Source organism: Serratia sp. BNK-4 (genome assembly GCF_048685115.1).
In the GTDB taxonomy this organism is placed as follows: Bacteria; Pseudomonadota; Gammaproteobacteria; order Enterobacterales; family Enterobacteriaceae; genus Serratia; species Serratia bockelmannii.
Genome location: NZ_JBLQTM010000001.1, coordinates 1,799,397 through 1,824,627 on the forward strand (window position 1 = coordinate 1,799,397; position 25,231 = coordinate 1,824,627).

Genomic DNA, 25,231 nt, shown 5'->3' on the forward strand with positions numbered 1-25,231 from the left:
TTTGGCGCTTTAGAGCGTATAGATCTAAAGGTTGAGCTGCGTCTAAACTTTGCAATGAAATGGACGATAAACTACCTGCAGCCGCATTTTTTTGCATGAGATAAAATTCTACAAGGAGTGTTAATGAGCTTTTTCTGGGTGAATATTGGTAGCAGTTTTAATGAGGTTAAAGAACAAAATTTCCTCTGGGCTCCACAATATGGCATGAATAAGCACGGGAAAAAGTTTAGTAATGCCTCCTGGGAGACAGTGAAGGATGTAAAAGCAGGTGACGTCATCTTTTGTAATAAGGATCGAGAGATTGTCTATGTAGCGACTGCTACAGCCGATGCTGATGATGCACCGCGGCCACCTAATCGATCTTTTGATAAGTGGGAGCGTGAAGGTACCCGAGTAGAAGTAGATTTGACCGTTTTAGAGCACCCGATCGATGTTTTGCAGTTCAGTGACATATTTCTGACTGTGTTTAATGAGTTAAGTCGGCCAACAGTTTTTGCTGAAAACGGGTTTTGTACGCAGACTTACATGTGCGAAATACCCGAGGCTGCAGCAAAAATGATAGCAAGTTTTATTAACGATAACGTTTCAATAGACTTCAATAAACAGACGGCCACGGTAAAAGAGGCGAGAGGAAGCACTAAAGCAGCCGTCATTCAGGCTCGCGTTGGTCACGGCCCCTACCGCGATAAATTATTTAAGAAGTGGGGCGGAAAATGTGCGGTCACCGGCATTGCGCTTGAGTCAATGCTAACCGCTTCTCATATTGTTTCGTGGTCTATCTCAAATGACAAAGAGAAAGTTGACCCTTACAACGGATTCCCCCTGATTCCTAACCTGGACAGATTGTTCGACCGGGGCATGATCAGTTTTGATGATAATGGACGCTTATTGCACAAGAAAGAATATGCAGGTTTGCTTCATGATTTAAAAATTCCCTTGGACTCAAAAATTGATGGGCTGTTTGGGGAGAATAAAAAATACTTAAAACGGCACCGCGTGACGTTTGGGTTCGAGAAAGAGTAAAAGCTTGAGGGGGACCCTCAAGTGTATTAGTTCAGACCTGATACGGTACAGAACCAATCCCAATCTGATGGGCAGTTCTCTGCCAGAAGCGGACTTTCGTTAGAGTGCGAACTGTATTAATCCATGGGGGCATGTCACTATGATTATGGCCGATAGTATCGCATTGACCATGTATCGATGTTGTTATCAGTAATGTTGAAAATCGCTGGTCATACACTCTAGATTCAAACGCTGCCTAGTAATCTTGCGATGCTATCATTAAACACATGTAAGCGTGTTTGGCGCTTGAATGGGAGCGGGAGCCTTAGGGCTCCCGTTTTTTATTGTTCAAATGAGTAAGAGATATCAAGCGTTAGCCGATTCACGCACGACCAGCACCGGGCAATTGGCGTGGCGGACGACGGCGGTGGCATTCGAGCCGAGGAGGTAAGTCATTGCAGAAGGGCGGTTGGAACCCATCACAATAATCTCCGCGTTAAGCGCATCAGCGAGTTCCAGGATCTGATCTTTGGGATCGCCGACGGCCACATGGGTGGTCACTCTATCCTCGGGAACGCTGAATTGTTTCGCCGCTTTTGCCAGCCCCTCGGTCGCTACCGCAATAGTTTCATCTTTGGTTTCCACCGCCGCGGTGGCGGCAAAGCCGAAGGCCGCGTAGGTGGCGCGCGACGGGATCACCGCCAGGAAATGGACGTGGGAGTCTTCGAGCCTGGCGAGCGCATTGACATGCGGGATGACCTGCTGTGTTAATTCCGGCTCGGTAATATCCACGGGAACCAAAATAGTTTTGTACATACTCCCTCCTTATCGTTATCAAATAACTCCACTTCTTGGATTATAGCCGTTCGACGCCGGGAAAGGGGAGATCCGTATGGCAAACCTGAGAGCGTTGTCTGCTGAAATGTCAGGTGGTTATCGACGTTCTCATTAAACGCGGGCAGGCACGGTTGGTGTTTGAGTTGGGAGGGAGCCATGGGCTCCCTAGGTTTTAGCGGGCTAAGATTATCGGAACCTTAATGAGGGATCTCTGAAACCTCTTTGACTTCCGTCTTGTTGATTTGCTGTTTAACGCCATTGGCATCGGTATAACCGAGCAAACCGGCAGAGGTTTCTTTCGGTTTACCGTCACTGATGAGCGTTCGGCCATCGTGGGTATGAATAGCGTAGCTGGTGCGTGTGCAGCCTGACAGTGTGGCGATAGCAACCAGGGCGATCGCGGGAAGAACAAGCGCTTTTTTCATTTGAAGCTCCTTTTAGTTATCCAACTCACTCATGTTTGCAATCTGGTCTCGATTGATCTGTTCCGTTTTGCCCGTTTCTGCATTTCGGTAGGAGACTAACCCGGTATCTTTATCGACTTGAGGCTTGCCGTCGGTGACAATAGTCTTGCCATCCGTTGTTTTAATCGCCTGATTGGAAGCGCAGCCCGCCATGAACATCACCGTGGTCGCAGTAAGAAGCGCGGCAAAGAGTCGTTTACTTTTCATACTTACCATCCTGGTTACTTAAATGAATTTAATGGCAGGAAAGTAAGTATAGGCAGAATCTCCAGATTGCTAGCGTTAAAAGTGCTTTTAATGCGATAAAAAATTAAGAATTTCTTAATTTATTGATGGAGTGATTGCCCATTCGAGGGGTGTCGATAAGTCATGGCCTTCAGGCGTACGGCCCGCCGATGGGGTTAGAGTTTCATATCATCATCTACTCACGATTTTCCGCGCGCCAGAGCTTGATGTCATTGGCGGTTTTACGTGAATTCTGTATAAGTATTGACCGGGGGTCTTGTCAAATACCACGTTGATTTGGCTGATAATCATCCATAAGGACAGGGATATGAAAATTACGCATTCAGGCTACAAAACCGGCGCCGCCATATTATTGGCGGGAATGTTCGCACTGGCATTAACGGGGTGTGCCAAGAGTACTGCCCCCAGCCAAAGCAATCCGGAAAATAAAAAGGTTGACGATCTTTTCGCCAATTTTGGCGACCCAAAGGCGCCGGCACCGGGAAAAGAGAAAGAACGCTATATCGCCCAGTTGCAGGCCGTGATTCAAAGCCATTTGAAAGATGCCGAAGCCTACTCGGGCAAGCGTTGCACATTGCGTATCACGCTGGCGCCGGACGGTATGCCAATCGGTGTTCGAACTGAAGGAGGCGATCCGGATCTTTGCCGCGCCGCCATGAAGGCAATTGCCGATTCGCGCTTCCCTAAGCCGCCGACGGCAGAGGCCCATAATGCGTTCCAAATTATCACGTTGCAACTGCGTCCTTAAGCAGCTAGATGAAATAAGGGGTTGGGATAACGCAGTGTTTTGCAGCGGGATCTTTTAGTAAAAAATTTAGGTGTTCACGTGACTTCCACCAGCCTGTGCGGCTGGTGGATTTAGATTTAAGTCTTTATTGTCCGTCTTAGTTTTAAGCAAGATGCTCCTTTGTATTCGCATTGGCCAAATATTTGGTAACCCAGATGTTGAGCTATTTTAACGGAAGGCCGATTGTTTTCACCGATAAGGCAAACTGTTTGAGCGGGTGATAACGTGCTGTCAATCCATTGATGCGCTGCGGCAGCCGCTTCTTGCGCGACTCCCTGACCTTGGGCCTCCCGGGCAATAATCCATGCGGCTTCAGGGCTCCCATCGAAGTCATTGCCCAGACCCCGATGAAAATCCGCCAACCCGGTCTCGCCCAGGAACTGTCCGTCCACTTTGCGAAATATGGCGAACAGCCCATAGCCGAAAACCGACCAGTGGCCAATATAGCGCAGTAGTCTATTCCAACCGTCTTCAGGTGAAAGAGTGGGGGCGCTGATAAATTTGAACAGTTCCTTATCTGTAAACATGGCATACCAGGCATCGAAATCGGCCAGGTTGTGAGGACGTAATATCAACCGTTCGGTTTCGATGTGCACGGCAGGGAGTAAAGGCATAACGGTTCCTTTTCTGCGTTGCAGCGTATCGTATTGTTACCCTGAGAGAACGAGCGATAATTTCCCGTCTTGGCGCGCAGATGACAAGGTTACGGCTAAGGTGCGGGCAAGCTCTTTGTCGCAAATCACTTTATCATTGGGTTTAACGCGCCGGCTACTTGTTTGGTATTACCGATACATCATCGCGCTCACGCGCTCGGCCCGATCTTTAAAACCGTTGCTGCGCATCGTTACCACATAGTAGCGATAGTGATGTTTCTGTGCGTATTCGCGCACCAGATCTTCGGCGAACAGGCCGCTGAAGGTGACGGTGGTGACGAACGTCAGCCCTTTCACTTCGTAGGTGCTGATCTCTTGCGGGGTGCCGATATACGGCGGCGGGAACACGGTTTTGTGGAACTGGCAGCCCGCCAGCAGCAGGGTAAACAGCAGGGCGGCGGAGATTTGCGGTATTCTCATCGGGAAAAGCTTTCCTTCCTTGGCGTGTGTTTTAGTAACTCTATAATAGGATTACAAAATTCGGCGGGGATGTAAAAGTTATCCCGCTTCGGTTGCCGTTTCGTTGAAGCGGTGTCGCCGTCACCCATCAGAATGAAGGGGTAAACATGTTTGTTCGTCTTGCCACTGAAACCGATGCCGCAGCCCTGATCGCCCTCGACAGCGTCGCCGAAGACGAGCCGCAGCGCGCGGCGCAGATCCGCTCCTGGTGCGCACAGAGTGTCTGCTATCTTGCCGAGGAACAGGGCATGGCGATGGGCTACGCTGTGCTGCACTATCACTTCTTCGGCTGCGGCTTTGTCGAGATGCTGATGGTCGGCGAGCGCTATCGCCGCCGGGGCGTCGGGCAGGCGCTGATTGCGGCGTTGAAGTCCCAGTGTCGGCACCCGAAGCTGTTCACCTCCACCAATCGTTCCAACCTGCCGATGCAGCGGCTGCTGTTGAACGCCGGGTTTGTCGCCAGCGGCCAAATTGACAATCTCGATGACGGCGACCCGGAGCAGGTCTTTTTCATCCCGCTGCGCTAATACAGCCGGACATCGACCGCCTGCTGTTGCAGCCAGGTGCTGACGTAACCATAAGCGGCATAGAAGGCCAGCAGCGCGAAGATCAGCACCGAAAGCGAGGCCAAAAACCTGACGTCACCGTGTTTTGACAGCTGATAGGCGCAATAGATAAAGGCTAACAGGCACAGCAGAGTGAAGGCGATGGCCAACGTGGCGTAAACAATAAGCATAATGAAACCCGTTCTTCCTTGTGAGCCGGGCAAGGATACCACAGACAAAAAAGGGGCCCAATTGGGCCCCTGTGTGATTCGCTGCGAGAGGGTTACTCCGCCGCCGCGTCGGGATGATTTTTGCCTTCCTCGATGAATTCTTCGTCGATCTCTTCGATGTTCTCCTCGCTGTCGCGGCCGGACAGGATGTTCCAGCAGGCGATGAACAGCGCGGCGATCAAGGGCCCGATGACGAAGCCGTTGATGCCGTAAATCTCCATGCCGCCCAGGGTGGAGATCAGGATCAGGTAGTCCGGCATTTTGGTGTCTTTGCCTACCAGCAGTGGGCGCAGAATGTTGTCCACCAGGCCGATCACCACCACGAAGAATACCACCAGGAAAATGGCTTTCCACAGCATGCCGGTGGCGAAGAAGTAGATCACCGCCGGTACCCAGATGATGGCGGAGCCCACGGCCGGGATGATCGACAGGAACGCCATCAGCGCGCCCCACAGCAGGCTGCCGTCGATGCCGGTAAAGTAAAATGCCAGCCCGCCGAGCGCACCTTGCACCACGGCGACCACCACCGTGCCCTTGACGGTGGCGCGGGAGACGGCGGCGAACTTCACGAACAGGTGGTGCTTCACGTGCTGGGAGAGCGGCAGCGCTTCGAGCGCCAGGTTCACCAGATAGGGGCCGTCTTTCAGCAGGAAGAACAGCAGGTAGAGCATCACGCCGAAGCCGACGACGAAGTTGAAGGTGCCTTTGCCGATCAGGAAGACGCTGCCCGCCAGATATTGCCCGCCCTTGAGCGCCACGTCGGAAAGCTGCTTTTGGATCTCGGCGGCGCTGTTGAGGTTATGCTCCGCCAGGAAGCGCTGCGCCCAGCCGGGCAGGTGACGCATAAAGTCCGCCAGCATGGTCGGCAATTGGCTGTTGTTGGTTTGCAGCTTGGTGTAGATCACGTTGAATTCCATCGCCAGCGATGAGGCGATGATCGCCAACGGCGTGAACACGATCAGACAGATCAGCGCCACCGTCAGCAGCGACACTACGCCGTTGCGTTCGCCGACGTACTGCTTCAACTTCTTTTTCACCGGATGGAAAATCACCGCCAGAATAACCGCCCACAGCACTGAGGAGTAATAAGGCCCCAGCACGTCGAGAAAGGCGGCGGTAACGATGAACAGGATCAGAATAAAGAATCCCTTGGAAATGCCTTTAGACATCATAGTCGTCCCTCAAAAGATGAATTTTCAGCATAGATGAACTGAATGAAAACAACACTATCATCACCTTTACTTAACCGGTAGGGGATTTTTAACGGCGTATACCATAGGGTTACTAAGGGAAAGGCGGGCGCTGCAGGGTGAACAGGCGGCGGCGCGAGAAAAGAAAGAGGGCTAAATAATTAACAAAATTTATCGATTGTGTTTCATTTTGTGAGCCGCGCTTGCCGCCTGCGCCAGGCTTTCCTAGTTTTTAGGAGGGCGGCCTTTCGTCCGATATCACGAAGGAGTATGCAAATGACTGAACACAAACGACTCGGTGTCATCGAGAAAACGCTACTGATCGCCTTTGCCGGCCTGCTGGTGTATTTCGCGGCCACTGGCGCCTTGTCATTGTCGGGTCTCGATCATCATTGGCCTTATCCTTCGCGATAGGCAGGCACCTGCACCAGGGAAAATTCAGCACCGCTTATAACAAACAGAACGACTTTTCTGCTTATCACCCTGCATTATGCCGCCTGCTGAGAAAAGCCAGCGCCAACAGTGCCCCCAACAGGGCCGCCGCCAGCACCAGCCACGCCGGCGCCGCCCAACCGGCTGCGGCCACGATGGCGCTCAGCGCGACCGGGCCGATCACCTGGCCGAGATAGTTCCCTTGCATCACCAGCCCCAGGCTCAGCGGCAACAGCGTGGGCTCCGGCGTCGCCGCCGGCGTGGCGGCCAGAATGGTGGCGGGCAGCATGCCAGCGATGGCGCAGAACAGGAAACACAGTGGGATCAGCAGGCCGTTGGGCGTCATCGGCAGGAAAATGCCGATGCCGAAGATGCCGATGACCAGGCTGCTAGCCGCGAGCAGGCTACCGGCCCGCAGACCGCGCGACAGCAAGAACCCGGCGGCGAGGTTGCCGATGATGTTCGCCGCCACCGCCGCTGCGCTGATGCCGCCGGCGGCCGCTAGCGACAGGCCGATGCGCTGCATCAGGAAGATCGGCAGAAAGGTCATCACCGAGAAAAACTGCAGGTTGTAAGTGGTGAACATCAGCGCCAGCAACAGCGGTTGGCGTGCCCGCAGCATCGCGCCCAGCGCATGCCGCAGCTGCAACGGCGGAACGCGCGTCTTGGCAGCGCGTCGGGGCGTGGTCAGCGGCAGCAGCAGGGCGGCCAGCAGCGTCAACGCCGCACCGGCCTGCCAACTCTGTTGCCAGCCGGCGAGATGGGGGCCGAAAAACAATGAAATGGCGATGCCCGCCGGCATGAAGGTGCTCCAGATGCCGAACACCAGGCTGCGCTGCGCCGGGGCGACGATGCGGTTCAGCACCGCCGGCGAGGCGACCACCACGATCACGAAGCCGAGGCCTTCGACAAAGCGGCTGACGATCAATCCGTTGAAGTCGTGCAGCGTGGCGCCGGTAAAGCTGGCGGTGCTGACGATCAGTAACCCCGCCGCCAGCAGGCGCCGATCGCCCCAGCGGCGCACCAGCAGCCCGGCGGCGATGCCGCCGAACACCCCGACGAAAGGAAAGGCCGAGATGACCCAGCTCAGCGTTTCGAGCGAACGGCCGAATTCGGCCTGCAGCGCCGGTAGCGCGATGGTGGCCTTACCTACGTGCAGCGCCGCGGCGATGCCGGCGAACAGCACGTTGATGACGGCTAGCCAGGGCGTAGCGGCGGGAAGGACGCGGTCGATGGCGTCCGGTTTAATCGCGGTCATAACACTCTCCTGAGGCGGTAACGCCCTCACTATGCGTCTGCGCCATGACAGACGTCGTTCAAATGCTGCGCTGTCACGCGGGGAAATTATTCATTTCGAGCTTTATTTTGCGCGCCTCGTTGTTTGGTTCGCCAGCGTACCACCCTGCGTGGACGCGGGTGTCCGTTCAGCGGTTTACTGTTCCGGCACGCAGCGAGCGTGCCCGATCAATTTTATTTATAAGGAGCAGTGTATGTCAGAGATGATGAATGAAAATGGAGCGCCGGTGATGGAGTGGAGCTATGGCGGCCGGGGTGATGATATCAGCAGCAGCCTGAGCCTCGACACGGTTGAGGAGCAACCGCAGGGTTTCTTGATGACGGTCGATCGGCCGGTGCAGATCTTTAAAGAAGCGCTGTCGCCGATGATGGCCTTTGTCACGCTGCTGCGCCCGCTATACGCCAAGACGGGCGAGGGCTTCCAGTACGTGCCGGTTTCCAACCCCTGGACCGACGTGCAGCGCCTGCCGGCCAGCGCAGGCTATCTGGGCGTGCAGGTTAACGCTGGCCTGTTTTTCCACGGCGCCAAACCGACGCACTATAAAGATCGCGACGGCCAGATGAAACCGATTGACGGCGGCACTATCCTGCAGAACATCACCGTGCTGCATCAGGTGGCGCAGCCGCTGGGCCCGGGCGAAGGCGGGATCTGAGGCTGAAACGTCATCACGGGGCCGGACGCGGCCCTTATCTCGCCTTGAAAACCGCCCTTGGCTTGGGTAAAAAGGGTTGTCTATTCAAGGAGAAGAGTATGTACAGCGACAACGAGAAAAAATTCTACATCATCCTCAACCGCAACCACGAACCGGCCACTCTGTTTAACGCCTCCTGCCATCTGACGGCGGGCATCACCGATCTTATCGAGCAGCGCGAGTTTCACCACTACCCGAGCAGCCTCGACGGCGTCAGCGCCAATATGAGCCACTACCCGATCGTCATCCTGCAGGCCAAGAACAGCAGCCAGCTCAGCAACCTGATCCTCAAGTGCAAGGAGGAGGGCGTGCTGTCCAACTTCTTCACCACCACCATGCTGTCGCACTCCGCCGAGCAGCAGATCGCCGACACCGCCAATACCCCCTACGAGCAGTTGGACTTCGTGGCGGTGGCGCTCTACGGCGACACTGAACAGCTTAAGCCGCTTACCAAGAAGTTCTCCGTCTACCGTTAATCGCGAACGGCATCACATCAGGGGCGGCAACGTCTATGATATTTTTCCATCAAATCGTTGATGGAGATGAACATGAGCGGCAAGAAAACCACCATGGCGGCCATCGCCAGAGAGGCGCGGGTCGGCATCGCCACCGTCGATCGGGTGATCAACCAACGCGCGTCGGTGCGGCCCGCCACCCAGCGCCGGGTGATTGAGGCGGCGAAAAAGTTGGGGTTCGCGTTGGAAAAGTCCCACTGCCTGTCGGCGGTGCTGGGCAGGCCGGAACGCCGCCTGAGAATGGGGTTCATCCTACTGCGGCGCGAACACTCTTTCTATGCGCAACTGGCTGATGAACTGATGGTGCAAGCGGCGCCGTATCATGAGCCGGGGCAGCCGCCGCAGTTCATCTTCCACTCTCTCAATGCCATCGGCGATACCGCCGCCGCCATTAGCCAATTGAGCCGCCAGGTGGACGCGATCGGCGTGTTGGCGCTGGATCACCCCCTGATCCACTATGCCGTAGAAGAAGCCACGCAGGCGGGCATCAACGTTTTCGCGCTGCTGTCGGATTTATCGGTGCCCAGCCGCGCCGGCTACATCGGTCTGGATAATCAAAAAGCGGGCCGCACCGCCGGTTGGGCGGTGGACCGTCTGTGCCGGCGTCAGGGAGATGTTGGCGTGATCATCGGCGACAACCGTTTTACTTGCCAGGAAGCCTGCGAGATCGGTTTTCGCTCCTACCTGCGTGAGCAGATGAGCGGCCAGCGTGTGCTGGAACCGGTGCGCAGCCTCGAGGACGCGGAAACGGCGCGCCGGGTCACGCGTGAACTGCTGGCGAACCACCCGGAGCTGGCGGCGCTGTACGCGCCGAGCGGCGGTGTAGAGGGCATTATTCAGGCGTTACGAGAGAGCGGCCGGCAGCGCGACATCACGCTGGTGTGCCACGGCCCGGTGCAGGGCGGTGAAATGGCGCTGCTCGACGGCACGGTGGATCTGTTGCTGTGTCACCGCATTTCTGAGTTGGCCGCCACGATTGTCGAGACGCTGCTCGCTGCCGATGAACAACCGGGATTACGCCACATCATTAATCGCTTCGATGTGATCACCAAAGAAAACCTCTGACGGCCGCTGAGTGGTGTTTGCCGAGGTCATGGCGCAGTCAGGCGTCGCCTCAATTTGATTAAAAACTATCAAATAATTTATCAAAAATAGCGCGATCTCTATCAAAAAATAAAATTTTCATTATTGATGGTTTTGGAATTTTTGTTTGATACTGCCGGCATTCCCCGCAAGAAAGGAGCCGTCGCCATGACTTTGCCTATCGCCAATGCGCCCTGCAGTTGGGGCGTGGATGACCCAAACAATCCCCATTTGCCGCCCTACGCCACGGTTCTGCAAGAAGCGTCGGCGGCCGGCTACCGCAGCATCGAGCTGGGGCCGTGGGGCTATTTGCCGACGCAGAGCGAGGCGCTGTGCGCCGCGCTGGAGCAGCATCGTCTGTCGCTGGTGGCCGGCACGATTTTTGACGATCTGGTCAGCGAGGCGAACATTGAGCGCCTGCTGGCCCTGACTCATCGGATATGCCGCAACCTCTCGCGGGCGCCCAGGGCGGAGCCGACCGAGGGCGATCGCGCCGCGCCGCCGTTCTTGGTGATTATCGATTTCGGCAATCCGCAACGCGCCAGGTTCGCCGGGCGTTCAGATTTAGCGCCGCGTTTGTCGCAGGCAGAGTGGCAGAGGATGATCGGGCACATTACGCGCATCAGCGAATTGGCCTGGCGGGAATACGGTGTGCGGCCGGTAGTGCATCCGCACGCCGGTGGCTGCATCGAGTTTGCCGACGAAATCGACCGGTTGGCGGCTGACATTCCGCATCACACCGCCGGATTGTGCCTGGATACCGGCCATCTGTATTACGCCGGGCTGGACCCGGCTGCTTGGTTGAGCAAGCACTTTGAACGTCTCGATTATCTGCACTTCAAAGACGTCGATCCGCAGGTGTTCCGCGAGGTGCTGGCGCGCGGCGTCGATTTTTTCACCGCCTGCGCCGAGGGCGTCATGTGCCCGTTGGGCAGCGGGGCGATCGATTATCCGCAGCTGCGCGCGCTGTTGGCCGAGCGCGGATACCGGGGCTGGATCACTATCGAGCAGGAACGCGATCCGCGCAATGTGCAGGGCAGCCTGCAGGACGTCACCGCCAGCTTGCGCTACTTGCGCGGCCTCGGCTTTTAATCAGGAGAAACACGATGATCAACGGCAGCAAACCTTTGGCCAGATCGTTGCGCTGGGGCATGGTCGGCGGCGGCGGCACCAGCCAGATCGGTTACATCCATCGTTCGGCGGCCTTGCGCGACGGTGCGTTTACTCTGTTGGCCGGCGCGTTCGACATTGACGCCGAACGCGGGCGTGATTTTGGCCGGAGTCTGGGCGTGGCGGCGGAGCGCTGTTATGCGGATTATGCCGAGATGTTCCGCGCCGAAGCCGCGCGGGCGGACGGCATTGAAGCGGTCTCGATCGCCACGCCGAACAACACCCATTACGCCATTTGCCGGGCGGCGCTGGAGGCGGGATTGCACGTGGTGTGCGAGAAGCCGCTGTGTTTCAGCGTCGATGAGGCGCAGGCGCTGGCGGCGTTGTGCGAGCGGCAGCGCAAAGTCATCGGCGTGACCTACGGCTATGCCGGGCACCAGATGATTTTACAGGCCCGGCAGATGATTGCCGATGGCCGTCTGGGGGAAATCCGGCTGGTGAATATGCAGTTCGCTCACGGCTTTCACGCCGCGCCGGTGGAGCAGGATAATCCCAGCACTCGCTGGCGGGTCGATCCGCGCTTTGTCGGCCCCAGCTATGTGCTGGGCGATCTGGCGACCCACACGCTGTTTCTGGCGGAAACCATGGCGCCGCAGCTGAAGATCCGGCGGTTGATCTGCAGCCGGCAAAGCTTTGTGCCGTCGCGCGCGCCGTTGGAGGACAACGCCTATGTGCTGATGGAGTATCACAACGGCGCCGTCGGCTCCGTGTGGTGTTCGGCGGTCAACTGCGGTTCGATGCACGGTCAAAAGGTGCGCATCGTCGGTGAAAAGGCTAGCCTGGAGTGGTGGGATGAACAACCCAATCAGCTACGCTTCGAAGTGCAGGGCGAGCCGGTGCGGATCCTGGAGCGCGGCATGCCGTATCTCGATGCGCCGGCGTTGGCGGACGATCGCATCGGCGGCGGTCATGCGGAGGGGTTGTTTGAAGCCTGGTCGAATCTCTACCGCCGCTTCGCGCTGGCGATGGACGCCACCGATCGGCGCGACGCGGCCTTCCTGGCCGACTTCTGGTACCCGGACGTGCAGGCTGGCGCACTGGGCGTGAAGTGGGTGGCGCGCTGCGTGCAATCCGCTGAAACCGACGCCGGCTGGGTTGCCTTCGACTGAGTGCGCGATTCGCTCAGACGCTGGCCCCGTCGTAGCGGTGGATCTGTAACGCATCCAGCGCGACGTCAGGCACGCAGCGCAGGTTAACGGCGCACATCGCGGCGCCGTCCGGCGCGGTACCGTAGGCGAAGGGCTGGGCACCGCAGGTCCGGCAGAACTGATGGCGGATCCTGTGGTGATTGAAAGTGTAAGTGCTGAGCTGGTCCTGACCGCTGTTGAGCGTGAAAGCGCTGATGGGGAAGAACGACAGCAGCAGCCCTTTGCGGCGGCAAATAGAACAGTTGCAGCTGAGGGCTTCAGTGGGCAGTTCGGCGTCTACGGAGAAGGTGACGGCGCCACAGTGGCAGTTTCCCTGGAATGACATGGCGATGATCCTGTATCAGGGGGGAGTGTTTGCCCAGTATAGTGCAATTTATCGTCACTCGGCCTCGCCCGGCTTGGTTTCCTTAGTAAATGCGCGGTTTTCTGGTAGGTTAGAGGTTAACGTCATCAAAAGGAGATCGCGATGTTAGAACATTACTATCCGGCCAATATGGGCGCCGAACCGGTCACGGACGAACAGCACAAACGGCTGGTGGCGGTACAGGCGGCGCTGGAACTGATCAAGGCCACGCTGTCGGATACCAACGACGGCAACGGCGTGGACTTCCAGCTGAAAGCGGCGGAAAAGCACATCGGCCCAATGGCCGACGCCATTCAGGAAGCTCTGAAGTAACGGTTCGCCGTCACCTCAACCGCCCGCATCGGGCGGTTTTTTTTGCGCTGATTACTGCGATTTTTTTAGTGGCGCATTGCCTTTTTCCCGGCTGGTGCCGTAAGCGGCGCGATCCTACTCTAGCGATCCGAGTCCTCATCAGGGTCATGCTCATGTTCCGCTTCAGTCTCTTGTCTTTCTTATTGTTGCGCCGCCGGCGCGTCACCCAGCTGGCCGGCGCCACACTGCTTCTCGGCGTCGTTATGCAGGCGCAGGCCACGCAACGCATCGAGTTTTCGCCGGATCCCGCCGGCGCCTACCCTGAGGGCATCGCCTGGGAGCCGCGCGCCGGTGCGTTCCTGATCTCCTCCCTGCGCGGTGGCCAGCTGGGCCTGGTCTACCCGGATGGCCGCTATCGGCGGTTTTCCACCGACAAGGGACTGATTACCACCTCCGGCATGCTGGTGGACACCGAGCGCAACCGGGTGCTGGTATGCAACGAAGACGTGGGCGTCTCCCTCCATTCAGCCCCTGGCACGCGCAATCGCGTGGCGCAGGTGCTGGAGTTCAATCTCGATACCGGCGCGCTGCAGCAGACGTACGATCTCTCATCGTTAAGCCGTGGGCCGACGCTGGCCAACGATCTGACGCTCGATGCGCAGGGAAATATCTACGTAACCGACAGCTTCCAGCCGCAGATTTACAAGATCGACCGGGCAACGCGCCACGTGTCGATCCTGGTGCGCTCATCGCTTCTGCTGCCCGCCGACGCACCCGCCGCTGCGCAGGGCACACAGCCTTATCTCAACGGCATCGTGTATCACCCGGATGGCTACCTGATTGCGTCGGACTACACCCGCGGGCTGCTGTGGAAGGTGACGCTGGATAACACGCCTGCGATAAGTGAAATCAGGCTGCCGCATCGGCTGAAAGGGCCGGACGGGCTGCGGCTCAAAAACGCCAACGAATTGGTGATCGTACAGTCTTTTCCGGCTGAAAAGGGGAGCATGTCCGGCGACGTGACGCTGCTCGCCTCGGCCGACGGCTGGGCCAGCGCCCATGTCGCCGCGGTCGCCACGCCGCCGGGATTGGATGGGCCGACCGGCGCCGCGTTGCGCGATGGCGAGGTGTGGGTGGTCAACTCCCGTTACCCCAAACTGTTTGCTGACGTCGCTCAGGCGGAGAGCATCAGGACGTTCAGCATCGTCAAGGTGGCGTTAGCACGGCCTGCAGCTGAGGCACGCTGATCGACGACGGTTGCCAACCTTGTCGGAATAGGATTAAATGCTGCCCTGACTGTATAAATAAACAGGGGTGTTGCAATGAGCCTGGCGCTGAAGGGTGAGAAGATCGAACGTAACCGCTTTACCGGCGAGAAGATTGAAAACGGCAGCTTTATGCTGTGTGATTTTTCGGGTGCCGATCTGACCGGCACCGAATTTATCGGCTGCCAATTCTACGATCGCGACAGCCGACAGGGCGGCAACTTCAGCCGCGCGATACTGAAAGACGCGAGTTTTAAAAGCTGTGATTTATCGATGGCCGATTTTCGTCATGCCAACGCGTTGGGCATCGAGATCCGCGAATGCCGCGCGCAGGGCGCCGATTTTCGCGGCACCAGCTTTATGAACATGATCACCAGCCGCACCTGGTTTTGCAGCGCCTATATCACCAAAAGCAACCTGAGCTATGCCAACTTCGCCAAGGTGGTGCTGGAGAAATGCGAGCTGTGGGAAAACCGCTGGCACGGCGCACAGGTGCTCGGCGCCAGCTTCAGCGGCTCCGATCTGTCCGGCGGCGAATTCTCCGGTTTCGACTGGCGTGCCGCCGACGTCACCCAGTGTGATTTGAGCAACGCGGAACTGGGCGAGTTGGATTTGCGCACTACCGATCTGCAGGGCGTCAAAATGGACAGCCACCAGGCCGCGCAGCTGTTGGAGCGGCTCGGGATCGCGATCATCGGCTGAGCAGCTGCCGCAGCCCCAGTACGATGATCAACGTGCCGCAGGCACGATCGATCCAAGCCTTGCTGCGGCGGTAGGCGCTGGCGATCGGCGCGTGCGACAGCACCAGCGCCACCAGGCCATACCACAGGCTAGCGACTACCGCGACCTCCAGCAGCATGGCGGCGAAGGTGGGCATGGAGACATGGGCAGGCGCCGCCGACGAAAACACCGCGGCGTAAAAGGCGACGGATTTGGGGTTGGCGATGTTGGTGGCGACCCCTTGCAAGAATGCCGATCTGAAGCCGGAGTTCACCCCACCCGCCGCGCCGATAACCCCTGAGCCGGGAGCTGCATGGGCGATCAGCCGATAACCGAACCAAATCAAATAACCTGCGCCGGCCACTTTTACCGCTAGCGCCAACCAGGGGAACAAGGCGAAAATTATACCGACGCCGAGCAGGGCGCTGCTCGCCCAGAACAGGTTGACCAAGACAATGCCCGCCACCAGAGCGAAAGCCTCGCTGCGGCGCGCGGAAACGGCTTTGTGGGCGACGGCGACAAAATTGGGGCCGGGGATCACCACGCCAACGATATAGACGGTGAAAACGGCGAGCACGGCTGGCATATCGATCATCGGTTAACGGCCTGTAAGCAGCGAGTTAGCCTTAGTTTTATAATGAATCGCCGATATAATCCAGCAGGGTGAAACCTTTTTTTACCGGCCCGTAGCGACAGGCGTCAGCGGCCTTTTGCGATAATAAATTTATGAGCCATATGAATATAATTTAAAATATATCTTGCTTAAATAAATTAGCTGTGTGTAAATAGCGTCATCGGTTTGTCATACAGACCTTATGAAAGCAGTTTTAGTAAAGCAGTTCTCAGTGTTAGTGATATCCCCCAGATACCTCTTCTTCCGCGAATTTTCTTCTCTAGTGCCCCATAAGTTTCCAATAAAAACAGACCTCTATCGCCCTATGGCGTCGCAAAAATAGAAAGGAAATATCTCTATGTCTACTAAAATGACGGGTTTGGTAAAATGGTTTGATGCAGGGAAAGGCTTCGGCTTTATCACCCCGGCAGACGGCGGCAAAGACGTGTTCGTACACTTCTCTGCTATCCAGAGCAACGATTTCAAAACGCTGGACGAAGGCCAACAGGTTGAGTTCACTATCGAAAAGGGTATGAAGGGTCCTTCTGCCGGCAACGTGGTCGCGTTGTAATTTTCGGTCGAGGTGCGGTTTCTTACGACAGCGATGAGGGTTTAAGCCGGAGCAGTTAAGAAATAACACCTTTAGCCTGAATAAACTCCGGGTTCGCCCGGAGTCTTTATCGATACGTCATTAGCTCAGCAGGAAGAGCGGCAGCGAAATATTCGTTGGCGGACTGGGGTTCGATTCCTCGATGATGTTCCAATAATTAATTATTATTGGCAACAGAAAAACAGATTATCGCATAAATAATAATGCCACTTTTCAGTCTTTTTTTCTGTTGTGAAAAAGTTGTGCTTAGGCTGCGTAATGTTGGAGTGTTGGATGGACGCTTACGCCATAACATGACAGCCGGGAAAGCCACCGGCACATGATCAATAGCCCCGGCCTTAGCCGGGGTTTTTTATGCCCGCGATTTTAACGCTGCGAGTCCAGCAGTTCGTTGTTTTTCACCACGTCCTGCGCCTTGAGGTAGCTCTCGATCAACAGCTGATAGGCCGGGAAGATTTTGGTGTAAACCTCGGCCCACTGCTGAGCGTCGGCACGATTCCAACTACCCTGCAGCTCGGAGGCGACGCCGGCGGTGTCGATCGGCACCACGCCGGCCTGCACCACGCGCGCCAGGGTGATTTCCTGCGCCATTTTCGAGTAGGTGCCGGAGGCGTCGATCACCGCGAACACTTTATAGCCTTCGGCCACCGCGCTGATGGACGGAAAGGCCATGCAGACGCTGGTGATGGTGCCGGCGATGATCAGGGTCTTGCGGCCGGTGGCCTTGACCGCCGCTACGAAGTCAGGGTTGTCCCAGGCGTTGATTTCCCCTTTACGGGCGACGTACTGCGCGTGCGGCGCATTCTGGTGAATTTCCGGGATCAGCGGGCCGTTGGGGCCCTGCGGCACCGAGGCGGTGGTGATCACCGGCAGTTTGCTGAGGGTAGCGATGCTGGCGAGGGCGGCGGCGCGGGCGCGCAGCTCGGTCATCGGCATATCGGCGACGGTCTGGAACAGGCCGCTCTGGTGGTCGATCAGGAGCATGACTGCGTCATTGGCATCAATAACAGGACGCTGGCCGTTGAAGTTGGCTGGAGTGCTCATGGTGTTTTCCTTTTCTCGTCGTGAGGTCAGTGGGTATCTTCTTTGATTGATAAGGCTGAAACTCAGCACTTGCCTATAGTGTAGGGAGAAGAGAGAAATCCGGTAGAGCCTGAAGTCGGGATACATCGTTCCATAAATGGAACGATTTTGACGCAGGCGAAGGGCTCGGCGCTGGGCTAAACTTAAGGTGCATAAGAAACATGCGGCAAGGAACGCCATCCTGTTCATGGGTTTGACGCGGAGGGCCACCGTCATGGCTTATCAGCATATCGTTGTCGCCACGGATCTCAGCGAAGACGCCGAGTTTCTGCTGGGCAAGGGCGCCAGGCTGGCTGCCGCGCTCCATGCCAAACTTTCCCTGATCTATATCGACATCCACCGCGCCGGCTATTACGTCGATCTGGGCGTGGGAGATTACAACTACACCGATCGCACCTTTTCGGAGCGGGTGAAGAATATGCTCAATGCGATCAAAGGGCAGTCGTCCTACCCGGTCGAAGAGGTGATTGTCAGCCGTGGCGCGTTGACGGAAGAGCTGAACCGGGTTGCGAAAGAGAAAGGGTTCGATCTGGTGATCTTCGGCCATCACCACGATGTCTGGAGCCGGCTGGTTTCTTCGGCGCGTCAGGCGATCAATGAGTTGAACGTCGATCTGCTGGTTGTCCCCATCGAGAAAAAATAGTCGCCGCCGCCTGCGGGCGGCGGCCTTTTTTCATTCGTATTGCTTATCTCTGAGCAGCCATAACCGCCTACCCGCAATAATCCCGCTAGCTGACAATCCGCCTGACGAATAGTGACTCACCGTGATTTTATTTTATCCATCAATATGTTGGCCAAAATCCGATAAAGGTTAATCCAGCGCATTGAAATCACTGACATACCTCCTTTTGATTAATAAACCGCACGTTTTGACTGGCTCTCAGGGGAGGGGCGTCTTATCCTCGGGGTAATGAGATTTGTATGACTTATATAAATACGTTCACATGGAGGAGGTCTCATGCGTTTTGACAATAAAGTCGTGGTTATCACCGGTGCGGGCAATGGCATGGGGGAAGCGGCAGCGCGGCGTTTCTCCGCCGAGGGCGCCATTGTGGTGCTGGCCGACTGGGCCAAGGAAGCGGTAGACAAGGTCGCCGCTTCGCTGCCGAAGGGCCGCGCGATGGCGGTGCATATCGACGTTTCCGATCACGTTGCGGTTGAAAAAATGATGAACGAGGTGGCGGAAAAACTGGGCCGCATCGACGTCCTGCTGAACAACGCCGGCGTACACGTGGCGGGCAGCGTGCTGGAAACCAGCATCGACGACTGGCGTCGCATCGCCGGGGTCGATATCGACGGCGTGGTGTTCTGTTCCAAATTCGCCTTGCCGCACCTGCTGAAAACCAAAGGCTGCATCGTCAATACCGCGTCGGTGTCCGGCCTGGGCGGTGACTGGGGCGCGGCCTATTACTGCGCGGCGAAAGGCGCGGTGGTTAACCTGACGCGCGCCATGGCGCTGGATCACGGCGGTGACGGCGTGCGCATCAACTCGGTCTGCCCTAGCCTGGTCAAAACCAACATGACCAACGGTTGGCCGCAGGAGATCCGCGACAAGTTCAATGAGCGCATCGCGCTGGGGCGTGCGGCAGAGCCGGAAGAAGTGGCGGCGGTGATGGCGTTTCTGGCCAGCGACGACGCCAGCTTTATCAATGGCGCCAACATTCCGGTCGATGGCGGGGCGACCGCCTCGGACGGCCAACCGAAGATCGTCTAAGCGTTAACCTACCGGCCCGGCCAGGATGACCGGGCCTGTTGTTTTTAGACGCCGATGCGGTCGCGCAGCGTGTAGTAGGCCGCGCCGATGGCGGTGAACGGGATCTGCAGATTGCGTCCACCGAAGAACGGCAGGTGCGGCAGCTTGGCGAAGGCGTCGAAGCGTTCGGCGTCGCCGCGCATCAGCTCGGCGATCAGCTTGCCCGCCAGATGGGTGCAGGTCACGCCGTGGCCGCTGTATCCTTGCATGTAGTACACGTTATTCTCCAGCCGACCGAACTGCGGCATGCGCGACAGCGTCAGCAGGAAGTTGCCGGTCCAGCGATAGTCGATACGCACGCCTTTCAACTGCGGGAAGGTCTTCAGCAGCTTCGGCCGGATCAGGTTATCGATGTCGTCCGGATCGCGCGCGCCGTACACCACGCCGCCGCCGTACAGCAGACGATGATCGGCGGTGATGCGGTAGTAATCCAGCAGGTAGTTGCAGTCCTCCACGCAGTAATTCTGCGGGATCAGCGCCTGCGCTATCTCCGGCGCCAGCGGTTCGGTGGTCACCACCTGGGTACCACACGGCATGCTGCGCTTGGCCAGCCGCGGCTCCAGCTTATCGCCCAGGTAGGCGTTGCCGGCGACGATGACGAAGCGCGCCTTCACCTGGCCGTTGGCGGTGCTGATGAGCGCCGGTTCACCGTGGCGAATGTTCGTCACCGCCGATTGCTCGAAGATGCGCCCACCCTGCAGGCGGATCGCCTCGGCCTCGCCCAGCGCCAGATTGAGCGGATGGATGTGGCCGCCGCTGTGATCGAGCAGCGCGCCGACGTAGCGATCGCTGGCGACCTCCTGACGCACCCGATCCGCATCGAGCAGCTCGAGCTGGGTATTGCCGTAGCGCTCCCAGTTGCGCTTTTGCTCGATCAGCGCATGGAACTGCTTGTTGTTCAGGGCGGCGAAGATGCCGCCGGGGCGGTAGTCGCAGTCGATGGCGTAGCGGCTGATGCGGCTGCGAATGATCTCCGCGCCTTCGAACATCATGCTGCCTAGCAGGCGGGCGCTTTCCGCGCCGTAACGCTCTTCAATCACATCGATGTCGCGGCTGTAAGAGTTGACCAACTGGCCGCCGTTGCGGCCGCTGGCGCCGAAACCGATGCGCGCCGCTTCCAGCACCACCACGTTATAGCCGGCTTCCACCAGGAACAGCGCGGAGGAGAGGCCAGTATAGCCGCCGCCGATCACGCAGACGTCGCATTCGATCGATTCATTCAGTTGCGGATAGGGCTGATGTGCGTTGGCCGTGGCCGCATAGTAGCTTTTTACGTGTTCAGTCATGAGATAAGCCCTTATTCCAGCGAGATCCAGGTGGTTTTCAATTCGGTGAATTTGTCCAGCGCGTGCAGCGATTTGTCGCGGCCGTTGCCGCTCTGCTTGTAGCCGCCGAACGGCACGGTCATGTCGCCGTCGTTGTAGTTGTTGACGAACACCGTGCCGGCCTTCAGTTGGCGCGCCATGCGGTGCGCGCGCGCCAGATCGCGGGTCCAGACCGCGGCGCCGAGGCCGTAGTCGCTGTCGTTGGCCAGCTGCAGCGCCTGTTGCTCGTCGTCGAAGGTGGTCACCGCCAGCACCGGGCCGAAGATTTCATCGCGCGCCACGCTCATGGCATTGTCCACCCGGGTGAGGATGGTCGGCCCCAGATAGCCGGCGTGGTCGCCCTGCGGATGGTCGCGCCCGTCGAGGAACAGCGCGGCGCCCTGGCTCAGCCCCCGATCGATATAGCCGGCCACTTTCTCGCAGTGGCCGCTGTCGATCAGCGTGCCCATCGCCGTGTCGGGATCGAGCGGATCGCCGGGCACGAAGGCCGCCGCGTGTTTGCGCAGCGCCTGCAGGAACGCTTGCTCAATGCTCGCTTCGACCAGCAGGCGAGTGCCGGCGATGCACACCTGCCCCTGATTGTAGAAGATGCCGGCGGCGGCGCTGCGGGCGGCTTGATCCAGATCCGGGCAGTCGGCAAAGACGATGTTGGCGCTTTTGCCACCGGCCTCGAGCCAGACACGCTTCATATTCGATTCGCCGGCGTAAATCATCAGCTGTTTCGCCACCAGGGTGGAGCCGGTGAAGGTGAGGGCATCGACGTCGCGGTGCAGCGCCAGCGCCTTGCCGGCGTCGTGGCCATAGCCGGGCACCACGTTCAGCACGCCGTCCGGCAACCCGGCCTGCTGCGCCAGTTTGCCGAGCAGGATGGCGCTCAGCGGCGATTTTTCGGAGGGTTTGAGTACCACGCTGTTGCCGGCGGCCAGCGCCGGACCGAGTTTCCAGCAGGCCAGCAGCAGCGGGAAGTTCCAGGGCACGATGGCGCCGACCACGCCGATCGGCTCGCGCTCGATCAGCGCCAGCGCCTCGCGGCCGGTGGGGGCGATTTCGCCGTAGACCTTATCGATCGCTTCGGCGTACCAGCGGATGCAGCGGATGGCGCCCGGCACGTCGTCGCGCAGGCTGTGGCGGATGGGTTTGCCGGTGTCCAGCGTTTCCAGCAGCGCCAGCTCTTCGTGATGCTGCTCCATCAGATCGGCGAAACGCAGCAGCGTGGCTTTGCGCTGCGCCGGGGCGGCCTGCGCCCAGTCGCCACGCTCAAAGGCGGCGCGCGCCGCGCTGACTGCCCGATCGATGTCGGCGGCTTCGCCGCGCGCGACCTGCGCCAGCTCACGGCGGCCGGCGGGATCTTCCACGGCGAAACATTTCCCCGCGGCGGCCGGCTGGTAGCGGCCGTCGATAAACAGCTGGTGCTCAATCTTCAGGGCCTGCGCCCGTTGTTGCCAATACTGCAAGTGGTGAAAGTTCATGCCTGGCTCCGTTGATCAGAATGTCGTCGGCGTATGGGCGCTGATAATCCGGCAAATGCGCGCCGACGTGTTGCTGAAACTGTGGGGGATGCCGGTATTGATGGCGTAGCTCTGCCCGGCCAGCAGGTGATAGCTCTGGCCGTTGACCTGCAGCACCACTTCGCCTTCCAGCAGCGTGCCGATCTCTTCCCCTTGGTGTTTGATGCGCTCGCCGGTGGTGGTGCCCGGTTCGTAGGTCTCGATCATCATTGCCAGCGTACGATTCGGGTCGCCGTTGTGGATCAGCTTCATCGAAACGCCCTGGCTGCCGATTTCGATCAGGTCGTCGCTGTCTATCACGATCTGCGGCTCAGCCGGTTTTTCCGGCTCGGCGAAAAACGCCGACAGCGACAGACCGTACACCGTCAGCAACTTTTGCAGCGTGCTGATGGCCGGGCTGACCTTATCTTGCTCGATAGTACTGATGGCGCTGTGGGTTAACCCAGACAGTTCGGCGACCCGGCGCTGCGACAACCCCAATTGTTGACGGATCTGCGACAGACGTTTTCCCGGTGCCAAGCTGACGTCGCTCATGGGCGTTTTTCCTTTTGATAGTTCCGACAGGCGGTGATGAAACCATCAAACAACAGGCGCGACAGGGCATACTCGTCGCTGTTCCACTCGGGGTGCCACTGCACGCCGAGCGCGAAAGGCTGATCGCGCACGCTGATCGCCTCCACCAGCCCGTCAGCGGCGTGCGCCTCGATGTGAACGCTCGCGCCCAGGGTTTTGGCACCCTGGCCGTGCAGCGAGTTCACCCAGAATCTGTTGCAATCCGGTATCAGTTGCGAAAGCAGCCCCCCTTCCTGAACGATGACTTCGTGGGCGGGGGCGTATTGCTGTTCCAGCGGCAGGTCGTGATCTTCACGATGCTCCAGCAGCTCGGGCAGTTCGTACAGGCGGCGATGCAGGGTGCCTTGAGTGGCGACCACCATTTCCTGCATGCCGCGGCAAATGGCGAAAAGGGGAATGCGCCTGTCGAATGCCTGGCGGATCAGCGCCAGGCTCAACGCGTCTCGGCCAGGATCGGCGTCAGGCTCATCGCCGTTTTCACCATAAAGGTGCGGCTGCACATTACTGGGGCTGCCCGGCAGCAAAATGCCGTCGAGGCGCGGCAGCAGCTCCGCCAGCATTTCCGGCTCCGCCAGCGCGTGCGGCAGGGCGATCGGCAAGCCGCCGGCGGTGATAACGGCATTCAGGTACTTTTCTTGCAAGGTCTGTGTGAGGTGCCCGTTTAACCTATACCTGCACATGACGACGCCAATGACTGGTCTGTTAAATATATTGTCCATGCTATCCCCTTGGTACGTTCGAAATTATGAACGATAAGCTTCTCCACCGCCGATTTCGTTCAATATTCTATAAATCTAGCAGTCGATTGGGCAATATTCAAACCAAAAGTAACACTTGCAAAACAAATTTGTTTCATCTACGTTTCATTTGTGGGCATTATATTGAACAAGACGGTCAATAAACATCGACGACAGCAAAACACAAACGGCGGGTGAACCATGCAGACCAACATCGTAGAAGTGGAAAACTTTGTTCAGCACAGTGAAGAGAGACGAAGTAGCGCGTTCCAGCGCGAAGTGAAGAAGTATCTGGAACGTTATCCGTTAACCCAACATGTCGACGTACTGTTGACCGACCTGAACGGCAGCTTCCGCGGCAAACGCATCCCGGTCGGCGGCCTGAACAAACTGGAGAAGGGCTGTTACTTCCCGGCGTCGGTATTTGCGATGGATATTCTCGGCAACGTGGTGGAAGAGGCCGGGTTGGGGCAGGAGTTGGGCGAGCCGGATCACGTGTGCGTGCCGGTACCGGGCACGCTGACGCCGTCGGCGGCGGACCCGCAATATATCGCGCAGGTGCTGCTCACCATGTTGGATGAAGATGGCACTCCCTTTGACGTTGAACCGCGCAATGTGCTGAACCGAGTGTGGCAGCGTTTGCGTCAGCGCGGGCTTTCCCCCGTGGTAGCGGTAGAGTTGGAGTTCTATCTCATCGATCGTCAACGTGACGCGGAAGGCTATCTGCAGCCGCCGTGCGCGCCGGGCACGCAAGAGCGCAACACCCAAAGCCAGGTGTACTCCGTCGATAACCTCAACCATTTCGCCGACGTGCTGAGCGAGATCGACGAACTGGCGCGTTTGCAGGGCATTCCGGCGGACGGCGCGGTGGCGGAGGCGTCGCCGGGGCAGTTCGAGGTCAACCTGCATCATACTGATGATGTGCTGCAGGCCTGCGATCACGCGCTGGCGCTGAAGCGGCTGGTGCGCATGGTGGCCGAGAACCACAACATGCAGGCGACCTTTATGGCCAAACCGTATGAGGAGCACGCCGGCAGCGGCATGCACGTGCACATCAGCATGCTGAACGCGCAGGGCAACAACGTGTTCGCCGACGATGACGGCGAAGATTCGGCGCTGCTGAAACAGGCGCTGGCGGGCATGATCGCCCTGATGCCGTCTTCGATGGCGCTGCTGGCGCCGAACGTCAACGCCTACCGCCGCTTCCAGCCTGGCATGTATGTGCCGACCCAGGCTTCCTGGGGGCATAACAACCGCACCGTGGCGCTGCGCATTCCCTGCGGCGATCGCGACAACCACCGCGTGGAGTATCGCGTGGCGGGCGCCGACGCCAATCCTTATCTGGTGATGGCGACCATTCTGGCCGGCATCGTTTATGGCCTGGAAACCGCATTGCCGCTGCCTGAGCCGGTGACCGGCAACGGTCTGGAGCAGGACGGGCTGCCGTTCCCGATCCGCCAGAGTGACGCGCTGTACGAGTTCGAACATCAGCCGGTGCTCAATGCATTGTTGGGCGAACGCTTCAGCCACGTCTATCTGGCCTGCAAAACTGATGAGCTGGTGCAGTTCGAGCGCCTGATCACCGAAACCGAAATCGAGTGGATGTTGAAAAACGCCTGATACCGCTCACCCTGCGACTA

General features: G+C 58.1%; 31 protein-coding genes and 1 pseudogene. 17 read left to right on the forward strand and 15 right to left on the reverse strand.

What is annotated here, in order from left to right; all coding sequences use genetic code 11:
• The first annotated feature begins 123 nt into the window (after positions 1-123).
• Positions 124-1,023: an HNH endonuclease gene (locus tag ACMGGW_RS08715; RefSeq protein ID WP_025302529.1), complete on the forward strand. Its 900-nt coding sequence runs from the start codon at positions 124-126 to the stop codon at positions 1,021-1,023.
• Positions 1,024-1,368: 345 nt separating this feature from the next.
• On the opposite strand, the gene uspF is transcribed toward ACMGGW_RS08715, so the two are convergent.
• The 3 genes from uspF to ACMGGW_RS08730 all read right to left on the reverse strand — a co-directional run bounded on the left by uspF (position 1,369) and on the right by ACMGGW_RS08730 (position 2,510).
• Positions 1,369-1,818 (reverse strand): universal stress protein UspF, encoded by a 450-nt coding sequence (gene uspF / locus ACMGGW_RS08720; protein ID WP_025302530.1) that lies wholly within the window; start codon positions 1,816-1,818, stop codon positions 1,369-1,371.
• 218 nt (positions 1,819-2,036) lie between these two features.
• Positions 2,037-2,264, reverse strand: coding sequence for a YgdI/YgdR family lipoprotein (locus tag ACMGGW_RS08725; RefSeq protein WP_025302531.1), 228 nt, complete (start codon positions 2,262-2,264; stop codon positions 2,037-2,039).
• A gap of 12 nt (positions 2,265-2,276) precedes the next feature.
• Positions 2,277-2,510 carry a YgdI/YgdR family lipoprotein gene (locus tag ACMGGW_RS08730; protein WP_019454814.1) on the reverse strand — a complete coding sequence of 78 codons (234 nt, stop codon included), beginning with the start codon at positions 2,508-2,510 and terminating at the stop codon, positions 2,277-2,279.
• A 346-nt stretch (positions 2,511-2,856) separates the two neighbouring features.
• On the opposite strand from ACMGGW_RS08730, the gene tolA reads away from it, so the two are divergent.
• Positions 2,857-3,297 (forward strand): cell envelope integrity protein TolA, encoded by a 441-nt coding sequence (gene tolA / locus ACMGGW_RS08735; protein ID WP_197831922.1) that lies wholly within the window; start codon positions 2,857-2,859, stop codon positions 3,295-3,297.
• Positions 3,298-3,413: 116 nt separating this feature from the next.
• Here tolA and ACMGGW_RS08740 read toward each other — a convergent pair whose 3' ends face one another.
• Together ACMGGW_RS08740 and ACMGGW_RS08745 are read right to left on the reverse strand one after the other, a co-directional pair.
• On the reverse strand, positions 3,414-3,950 hold the full coding sequence (locus ACMGGW_RS08740; RefSeq protein WP_043141464.1) for a GNAT family N-acetyltransferase: 537 nt from the start codon (positions 3,948-3,950) through the stop codon (positions 3,414-3,416).
• Between the two features lie 168 nt (positions 3,951-4,118).
• On the reverse strand, positions 4,119-4,409 hold the full coding sequence (locus ACMGGW_RS08745; protein ID WP_025302534.1) for a hypothetical protein: 291 nt from the start codon (positions 4,407-4,409) through the stop codon (positions 4,119-4,121).
• 146 nt (positions 4,410-4,555) lie between these two features.
• Between ACMGGW_RS08745 and ACMGGW_RS08750 the strand changes: the two genes are divergently transcribed.
• Complete coding sequence (locus tag ACMGGW_RS08750; RefSeq protein WP_197764828.1) at positions 4,556-4,975, forward strand: GNAT family N-acetyltransferase; 420 nt, start codon at positions 4,556-4,558, stop codon at positions 4,973-4,975.
• Here ACMGGW_RS08750 and ACMGGW_RS08755 read toward each other — a convergent pair.
• Both ACMGGW_RS08755 and ACMGGW_RS08760 read right to left on the reverse strand, forming a co-directional pair.
• Positions 4,972-5,184, reverse strand: coding sequence for a hypothetical protein (locus ACMGGW_RS08755; RefSeq protein ID WP_049295434.1), 213 nt, complete (start codon positions 5,182-5,184; stop codon positions 4,972-4,974). The genes ACMGGW_RS08750 and ACMGGW_RS08755 overlap by 4 nt on opposite strands.
• 92 nt (positions 5,185-5,276) lie before the next feature.
• Positions 5,277-6,395 (reverse strand): AI-2E family transporter, encoded by a 1,119-nt coding sequence (locus ACMGGW_RS08760; RefSeq protein ID WP_025302537.1) that lies wholly within the window; start codon positions 6,393-6,395, stop codon positions 5,277-5,279.
• 294 nt (positions 6,396-6,689) lie between these two features.
• On the opposite strand from ACMGGW_RS08760, the gene ACMGGW_RS08765 reads away from it, so the two are divergent.
• The gene (locus tag ACMGGW_RS08765) at positions 6,690-6,827 is read left to right on the forward strand and encodes a hypothetical protein (protein WP_162837928.1); all 138 of its coding nucleotides are present in this window, start codon (positions 6,690-6,692) and stop codon (positions 6,825-6,827) included.
• A gap of 64 nt (positions 6,828-6,891) precedes the next feature.
• Here ACMGGW_RS08765 and ACMGGW_RS08770 read toward each other — a convergent pair whose 3' ends face one another.
• Positions 6,892-8,103, reverse strand: coding sequence for an MFS transporter (locus ACMGGW_RS08770; RefSeq protein ID WP_197831923.1), 1,212 nt, complete (start codon positions 8,101-8,103; stop codon positions 6,892-6,894).
• A 232-nt stretch (positions 8,104-8,335) separates the two neighbouring features.
• On the opposite strand from ACMGGW_RS08770, the gene ACMGGW_RS08775 reads away from it, so the two are divergent.
• The 5 genes from ACMGGW_RS08775 (at position 8,336) to ACMGGW_RS08795 (ending at position 12,710) form a co-directional block, all read left to right on the forward strand.
• A complete protein-coding gene (locus ACMGGW_RS08775) occupies positions 8,336-8,794 on the forward strand; it encodes a hypothetical protein (protein ID WP_043141449.1) in 459 nt (152 codons plus the stop codon).
• A gap of 98 nt (positions 8,795-8,892) precedes the next feature.
• Complete coding sequence (locus tag ACMGGW_RS08780; RefSeq protein ID WP_004941246.1) at positions 8,893-9,309, forward strand: DUF2000 domain-containing protein; 417 nt, start codon at positions 8,893-8,895, stop codon at positions 9,307-9,309.
• A gap of 72 nt (positions 9,310-9,381) precedes the next feature.
• A complete protein-coding gene (locus ACMGGW_RS08785; RefSeq protein WP_038629231.1) occupies positions 9,382-10,413 on the forward strand; it encodes a LacI family DNA-binding transcriptional regulator in 1,032 nt (343 codons plus the stop codon).
• A 186-nt stretch (positions 10,414-10,599) separates the two neighbouring features.
• Positions 10,600-11,523: a TIM barrel protein gene (locus ACMGGW_RS08790; protein WP_099817339.1), complete on the forward strand. Its 924-nt coding sequence runs from the start codon at positions 10,600-10,602 to the stop codon at positions 11,521-11,523.
• Positions 11,524-11,537: 14 nt separating this feature from the next.
• On the forward strand, positions 11,538-12,710 hold the full coding sequence (locus ACMGGW_RS08795) for a Gfo/Idh/MocA family protein (protein ID WP_049204205.1): 1,173 nt from the start codon (positions 11,538-11,540) through the stop codon (positions 12,708-12,710).
• A 13-nt stretch (positions 12,711-12,723) separates the two neighbouring features.
• On the opposite strand, the gene ACMGGW_RS08800 is transcribed toward ACMGGW_RS08795, so the two are convergent.
• Positions 12,724-13,074 carry a GFA family protein gene (locus tag ACMGGW_RS08800; protein WP_197831924.1) on the reverse strand — a complete coding sequence of 117 codons (351 nt, stop codon included), beginning with the start codon at positions 13,072-13,074 and terminating at the stop codon, positions 12,724-12,726.
• Between the two features lie 141 nt (positions 13,075-13,215).
• On the opposite strand from ACMGGW_RS08800, the gene ACMGGW_RS08805 reads away from it, so the two are divergent.
• The 3 genes from ACMGGW_RS08805 to ACMGGW_RS08815 all read left to right on the forward strand — a co-directional run bounded on the left by ACMGGW_RS08805 (position 13,216) and on the right by ACMGGW_RS08815 (position 15,371).
• On the forward strand, positions 13,216-13,425 hold the full coding sequence (locus tag ACMGGW_RS08805) for a hypothetical protein (RefSeq protein ID WP_004941260.1): 210 nt from the start codon (positions 13,216-13,218) through the stop codon (positions 13,423-13,425).
• A 152-nt stretch (positions 13,426-13,577) separates the two neighbouring features.
• Entirely contained in the window at positions 13,578-14,651 is a 1,074-nt protein-coding gene (locus tag ACMGGW_RS08810; protein ID WP_060447693.1) for an SMP-30/gluconolactonase/LRE family protein, read from the forward strand.
• Between the two features lie 75 nt (positions 14,652-14,726).
• A complete protein-coding gene (locus ACMGGW_RS08815) occupies positions 14,727-15,371 on the forward strand; it encodes a Qnr family pentapeptide repeat protein (RefSeq protein WP_025302545.1) in 645 nt (214 codons plus the stop codon).
• Here the strand turns inward: ACMGGW_RS08815 and ACMGGW_RS08820 are convergent.
• Positions 15,361-15,984, reverse strand: coding sequence for a LysE family translocator (locus ACMGGW_RS08820; RefSeq protein ID WP_049295435.1), 624 nt, complete (start codon positions 15,982-15,984; stop codon positions 15,361-15,363). The genes ACMGGW_RS08815 and ACMGGW_RS08820 overlap by 11 nt on opposite strands.
• A gap of 376 nt (positions 15,985-16,360) precedes the next feature.
• On the opposite strand from ACMGGW_RS08820, the gene cspE reads away from it, so the two are divergent.
• Positions 16,361-16,573: an RNA chaperone/antiterminator CspA gene (gene cspE, locus ACMGGW_RS08825; protein WP_025302547.1), complete on the forward strand. Its 213-nt coding sequence runs from the start codon at positions 16,361-16,363 to the stop codon at positions 16,571-16,573.
• 114 nt (positions 16,574-16,687) lie between these two features.
• A pseudogene (locus tag ACMGGW_RS08830) lies at positions 16,688-16,765 on the forward strand.
• A 213-nt stretch (positions 16,766-16,978) separates the two neighbouring features.
• On the opposite strand, the gene ACMGGW_RS08835 reads toward ACMGGW_RS08830, so the two are convergent.
• The gene (locus tag ACMGGW_RS08835; protein WP_016928046.1) at positions 16,979-17,656 is read right to left on the reverse strand and encodes an isochorismatase family protein; all 678 of its coding nucleotides are present in this window, start codon (positions 17,654-17,656) and stop codon (positions 16,979-16,981) included.
• A gap of 253 nt (positions 17,657-17,909) precedes the next feature.
• Between ACMGGW_RS08835 and ACMGGW_RS08840 the strand changes: the two genes are divergently transcribed.
• Both ACMGGW_RS08840 and ACMGGW_RS08845 read left to right on the forward strand, forming a co-directional pair.
• On the forward strand, positions 17,910-18,338 hold the full coding sequence (locus ACMGGW_RS08840; RefSeq protein ID WP_025302548.1) for a universal stress protein: 429 nt from the start codon (positions 17,910-17,912) through the stop codon (positions 18,336-18,338).
• Between the two features lie 315 nt (positions 18,339-18,653).
• Positions 18,654-19,409, forward strand: a complete 756-nt coding sequence (locus tag ACMGGW_RS08845; RefSeq protein ID WP_016928044.1) for an SDR family NAD(P)-dependent oxidoreductase — start codon at positions 18,654-18,656, stop codon at positions 19,407-19,409.
• Between the two features lie 44 nt (positions 19,410-19,453).
• Here the strand turns inward: ACMGGW_RS08845 and ACMGGW_RS08850 are convergent, their stop codons facing one another.
• Genes ACMGGW_RS08850 through puuD form a run of 4 tightly spaced genes read right to left on the reverse strand, consistent with a single transcriptional unit; the run spans position 19,454 to position 23,573 of the window.
• On the reverse strand, positions 19,454-20,734 hold the full coding sequence (locus ACMGGW_RS08850; protein WP_025302550.1) for an NAD(P)/FAD-dependent oxidoreductase: 1,281 nt from the start codon (positions 20,732-20,734) through the stop codon (positions 19,454-19,456).
• Between the two features lie 11 nt (positions 20,735-20,745).
• Complete coding sequence (puuC, locus tag ACMGGW_RS08855; RefSeq protein ID WP_148123359.1) at positions 20,746-22,242, reverse strand: aldehyde dehydrogenase PuuC; 1,497 nt, start codon at positions 22,240-22,242, stop codon at positions 20,746-20,748.
• Positions 22,243-22,257: 15 nt separating this feature from the next.
• Positions 22,258-22,815 (reverse strand): HTH-type transcriptional regulator PuuR, encoded by a 558-nt coding sequence (puuR, locus tag ACMGGW_RS08860; protein ID WP_016928041.1) that lies wholly within the window; start codon positions 22,813-22,815, stop codon positions 22,258-22,260.
• Positions 22,812-23,573: a gamma-glutamyl-gamma-aminobutyrate hydrolase gene (gene puuD, locus ACMGGW_RS08865; RefSeq protein ID WP_420279328.1), complete on the reverse strand. Its 762-nt coding sequence runs from the start codon at positions 23,571-23,573 to the stop codon at positions 22,812-22,814. Before puuD ends, puuR begins: the two co-directional genes overlap by 4 nt.
• Positions 23,574-23,792: 219 nt before the next feature.
• On the opposite strand from puuD, the gene ACMGGW_RS08870 reads away from it, so the two are divergent.
• Positions 23,793-25,211: a glutamine synthetase family protein gene (locus ACMGGW_RS08870; protein ID WP_025302553.1), complete on the forward strand. Its 1,419-nt coding sequence runs from the start codon at positions 23,793-23,795 to the stop codon at positions 25,209-25,211.
• The last annotated feature ends 20 nt before the right edge of the window (positions 25,212-25,231 follow it).

What these genes read in the sequence shown, in the direction of transcription:
- ACMGGW_RS08715 (WP_025302529.1), top strand. Translation starts at nt 124, where the DNA reads ATGAGCTTTTTCTGGGTGAATATTGGTAGCAGTTTTAATGAGGTTAAA.
- uspF (WP_025302530.1), bottom strand. Translation starts at nt 1,818, where the DNA reads ATGTACAAAACTATTTTGGTTCCCGTGGATATTACCGAGCCGGAATTA.
- ACMGGW_RS08725 (WP_025302531.1), bottom strand. Translation starts at nt 2,264, where the DNA reads ATGAAAAAAGCGCTTGTTCTTCCCGCGATCGCCCTGGTTGCTATCGCC.
- ACMGGW_RS08730 (WP_019454814.1), bottom strand. Translation starts at nt 2,510, where the DNA reads ATGAAAAGTAAACGACTCTTTGCCGCGCTTCTTACTGCGACCACGGTG.
- tolA (WP_197831922.1), top strand. Translation starts at nt 2,857, where the DNA reads ATGAAAATTACGCATTCAGGCTACAAAACCGGCGCCGCCATATTATTG.
- ACMGGW_RS08740 (WP_043141464.1), bottom strand. Translation starts at nt 3,950, where the DNA reads ATGCCTTTACTCCCTGCCGTGCACATCGAAACCGAACGGTTGATATTA.
- ACMGGW_RS08745 (WP_025302534.1), bottom strand. Translation starts at nt 4,409, where the DNA reads ATGAGAATACCGCAAATCTCCGCCGCCCTGCTGTTTACCCTGCTGCTG.
- ACMGGW_RS08750 (WP_197764828.1), top strand. Translation starts at nt 4,556, where the DNA reads ATGTTTGTTCGTCTTGCCACTGAAACCGATGCCGCAGCCCTGATCGCC.
- ACMGGW_RS08755 (WP_049295434.1), bottom strand. Translation starts at nt 5,184, where the DNA reads ATGCTTATTGTTTACGCCACGTTGGCCATCGCCTTCACTCTGCTGTGC.
- ACMGGW_RS08760 (WP_025302537.1), bottom strand. Translation starts at nt 6,395, where the DNA reads ATGATGTCTAAAGGCATTTCCAAGGGATTCTTTATTCTGATCCTGTTC.
- ACMGGW_RS08765 (WP_162837928.1), top strand. Translation starts at nt 6,690, where the DNA reads ATGACTGAACACAAACGACTCGGTGTCATCGAGAAAACGCTACTGATC.
- ACMGGW_RS08770 (WP_197831923.1), bottom strand. Translation starts at nt 8,103, where the DNA reads ATGACCGCGATTAAACCGGACGCCATCGACCGCGTCCTTCCCGCCGCT.
- ACMGGW_RS08775 (WP_043141449.1), top strand. Translation starts at nt 8,336, where the DNA reads ATGTCAGAGATGATGAATGAAAATGGAGCGCCGGTGATGGAGTGGAGC.
- ACMGGW_RS08780 (WP_004941246.1), top strand. Translation starts at nt 8,893, where the DNA reads ATGTACAGCGACAACGAGAAAAAATTCTACATCATCCTCAACCGCAAC.
- ACMGGW_RS08785 (WP_038629231.1), top strand. Translation starts at nt 9,382, where the DNA reads ATGAGCGGCAAGAAAACCACCATGGCGGCCATCGCCAGAGAGGCGCGG.
- ACMGGW_RS08790 (WP_099817339.1), top strand. Translation starts at nt 10,600, where the DNA reads ATGACTTTGCCTATCGCCAATGCGCCCTGCAGTTGGGGCGTGGATGAC.
- ACMGGW_RS08795 (WP_049204205.1), top strand. Translation starts at nt 11,538, where the DNA reads ATGATCAACGGCAGCAAACCTTTGGCCAGATCGTTGCGCTGGGGCATG.
- ACMGGW_RS08800 (WP_197831924.1), bottom strand. Translation starts at nt 13,074, where the DNA reads ATGTCATTCCAGGGAAACTGCCACTGTGGCGCCGTCACCTTCTCCGTA.
- ACMGGW_RS08805 (WP_004941260.1), top strand. Translation starts at nt 13,216, where the DNA reads ATGTTAGAACATTACTATCCGGCCAATATGGGCGCCGAACCGGTCACG.
- ACMGGW_RS08810 (WP_060447693.1), top strand. Translation starts at nt 13,578, where the DNA reads ATGTTCCGCTTCAGTCTCTTGTCTTTCTTATTGTTGCGCCGCCGGCGC.
- ACMGGW_RS08815 (WP_025302545.1), top strand. Translation starts at nt 14,727, where the DNA reads ATGAGCCTGGCGCTGAAGGGTGAGAAGATCGAACGTAACCGCTTTACC.
- ACMGGW_RS08820 (WP_049295435.1), bottom strand. Translation starts at nt 15,984, where the DNA reads ATGATCGATATGCCAGCCGTGCTCGCCGTTTTCACCGTCTATATCGTT.
- cspE (WP_025302547.1), top strand. Translation starts at nt 16,361, where the DNA reads ATGTCTACTAAAATGACGGGTTTGGTAAAATGGTTTGATGCAGGGAAA.
- ACMGGW_RS08835 (WP_016928046.1), bottom strand. Translation starts at nt 17,656, where the DNA reads ATGAGCACTCCAGCCAACTTCAACGGCCAGCGTCCTGTTATTGATGCC.
- ACMGGW_RS08840 (WP_025302548.1), top strand. Translation starts at nt 17,910, where the DNA reads ATGGCTTATCAGCATATCGTTGTCGCCACGGATCTCAGCGAAGACGCC.
- ACMGGW_RS08845 (WP_016928044.1), top strand. Translation starts at nt 18,654, where the DNA reads ATGCGTTTTGACAATAAAGTCGTGGTTATCACCGGTGCGGGCAATGGC.
- ACMGGW_RS08850 (WP_025302550.1), bottom strand. Translation starts at nt 20,734, where the DNA reads ATGACTGAACACGTAAAAAGCTACTATGCGGCCACGGCCAACGCACAT.
- puuC (WP_148123359.1), bottom strand. Translation starts at nt 22,242, where the DNA reads ATGAACTTTCACCACTTGCAGTATTGGCAACAACGGGCGCAGGCCCTG.
- puuR (WP_016928041.1), bottom strand. Translation starts at nt 22,815, where the DNA reads ATGAGCGACGTCAGCTTGGCACCGGGAAAACGTCTGTCGCAGATCCGT.
- puuD (WP_420279328.1), bottom strand. Translation starts at nt 23,573, where the DNA reads ATGGACAATATATTTAACAGACCAGTCATTGGCGTCGTCATGTGCAGG.
- ACMGGW_RS08870 (WP_025302553.1), top strand. Translation starts at nt 23,793, where the DNA reads ATGCAGACCAACATCGTAGAAGTGGAAAACTTTGTTCAGCACAGTGAA.